This is a genomic window from Actinosynnema sp. NPDC023658, assembly GCF_040639995.1.
Taxonomy (GTDB): Bacteria; Actinomycetota; Actinomycetes; order Mycobacteriales; family Pseudonocardiaceae; genus Actinosynnema.
Genome location: NZ_JBFAAX010001017.1, coordinates 1 through 1927, shown reverse-complemented (window position 1 = coordinate 1927; position 1927 = coordinate 1). Strand labels below are relative to the sequence as shown.

2 protein-coding genes and 2 pseudogenes are annotated in these 1927 nt (G+C 76.6%); 2 read left to right on the top strand and 2 right to left on the bottom strand.

Features of this window, described 5'->3' with window-relative positions; all coding sequences use genetic code 11:
- Positions 1–500, top strand: a 500-nt coding sequence (locus AB0G02_RS37565; protein WP_360804477.1) for an LLM class flavin-dependent oxidoreductase, incomplete at its 5' end; no start/stop codon positions are given.
- On the opposite strand, the gene AB0G02_RS37560 is transcribed toward AB0G02_RS37565, so the two are convergent.
- The gene (locus tag AB0G02_RS37560) at positions 493–1047 is read right to left on the bottom strand and encodes a hypothetical protein (protein ID WP_360804474.1); all 555 of its coding nucleotides are present in this window, start codon (positions 1045–1047) and stop codon (positions 493–495) included. The two genes, AB0G02_RS37565 and AB0G02_RS37560, sit on opposite strands and share 8 nt — an antisense overlap.
- A gap of 163 nt (positions 1048–1210) precedes the next feature.
- A pseudogene (locus tag AB0G02_RS37555) lies at positions 1211–1720 on the bottom strand (carboxylesterase family protein); the annotation flags it as partial.
- 19 nt (positions 1721–1739) lie between these two features.
- On the opposite strand from AB0G02_RS37555, the pseudogene AB0G02_RS37550 reads away from it, so the two are divergent.
- Positions 1740–1927: pseudogene (locus tag AB0G02_RS37550) on the top strand (aspartate aminotransferase family protein); the annotation flags it as partial.

The following is a 1927-nucleotide window of genomic DNA, read 5'->3' as shown; positions in this document are numbered from 1 at the left end:
CCGGCGGTGGCGGGCCGGTGACGTTCGACGGCGAGTTCCACCGGGTCACCGCGCTGGAACCGGCCCCGGTGCCGGCCGCGCCGGTGTGGACCGGCTCGGTGGGCCCGAAGTCGCTGGAGGTGACCGGCAGGCTTGCCGACGGGTGGATCCCGGGGCACGCGGCGGACTGGCTCAGCGAGCGGTACCGCACGTCCCGGCCGGTGATCGACGAGGCGGCGACGGCGGCCGGCCGCGACCCGCGCGACGTCGCCACGGTCTACAACCTGCCGGGCGTGATCACGCCGTCCCCGCTCGCCGCGACCCGGGACGCCGACGGCCGCTGGGTCGGCGGGTCGGTCGGGCAGTGGGTGGAGGAGCTGACCGGCGCGGTGCTGGAGCACGACGCCGCCGGTTTCGTGCACTTCCCCGTGCGAGAGCCGTGGACCGACGTCGCGCTCGGGGCGTGGGCGAACGAGGTCGTGCCCGCGGTGCGCGAGGCCGTCGCGGCGGAGCTCACCTGAGGGGGTCGACGGGGTGGTCGAGCGTCGCGGGGAGGTCCACGCCCCGCCACGCCTCGCGCCGCGCCGGCACCTCGTCGCCCCAGTGGTGGACGCCGGTCCAGCCGGGGTCGCCGGTGGTGCAGAAGTCGACCCACGCCCGCAGCATCCGGCGGGACAGCGCGCGTTCGGCGGCGCCGGCCGGGCCGCCGATCAGGAACTCCGCGCCGTCCAGGTTGCCGAACGAGAACGGCACGTCCGCGGTGTGCCAGGCGGGCGGCCGGGTGAACCGCGCCAGGAACGCCCGGCCGTGCGCCTCCGCGAGCCTGGTGGTGGGTTCGGCGAAGACGAAGTCGCCGGCGAGCCGGACGTGCGCGTCCTCGAAGTGCCGGTAGGCCGCCACGACGTGCTCCGGGATGCCCCAGTCGCGGCCGAACCCGTCCAGGTCGGCCGGCGGCCGGAACGTGCCGACCGCGGCGAACAGCGCGTACTCGACGTCGGTGTGGCAGAGCAGGGCGTCCACGTCGGGCCGCAGGGCGGGCAGCGCGTCGGCCACCGGTCCGAACAGCACCGAACAGCACGGGGTCGTGCGCCGACCGCCCGGTGCGCTGCGCGACCCGGCGCGCGAAACCCGGTGTGCAGCAGCAGTTCGGCACGCTGTGCACGATGACCCGCCGCACCGGTTCCCACGCCGCCAGGAACAACGCCGAGCCCGCGCCCGCCGACTGACCGCCCACGGTGACGAGGTCGGGGTCGCCGCCGAACACCGCGATGTTCTCGCGCACCCACCGCAGCGCGGCCCGCTGGTCGAGCAGCCCGCGGTTGTCCGGCCGGCCCGGCACGTGCCCGAACCCCTCGAACCCCAGCCGGTAGTTGCACGTCACCACGACCAGCCCGGCCCGGGCCAGCGCGGCGCCGTCGTAGTCGGGCTGCGCGGACGAGCCGAACGCGTACGCGCCGCCGTGCACGGAGAACAGCACCGGCCGCGGACCGTCCGCCGTGGACGGCGCCCAGACGTTGAGGCTCAGCACGTCCTCGTCGCCCGGCCGCCACACCGGGGCGCCGGGCAGCCGCGCCGACTGCGGCGCGATCGGGCCGAACTCCAGGCAGTCACCCGCGGCGTCGACCGGGACGGGCGCGGCGAACCGGCGCGGGCCGAACGGCGGTTCGGCGTACCGGATGCCGAGGAACGCGTCCACCCCGCCGCCGACCGCCCGGCCCCGGAACCGCCCACGTCGTGCCATCAGCGCCTACCCTGCCATGATGGGTGATCCGCTGAACGCACGGGAGGACGCCGCCGAGGCGTTGGGCATGGTCGCGCGCGCCGCCGGGCCGTACCTGGACGCGCTGCCGCACCTGCCGGTGCGCGACGCCACGCACGCCCACCTGCTCGACGACCTGGACGGCCCGGTGCCGGAGTCCGGTGACGGCACCATCGCCGCGATCGCGGA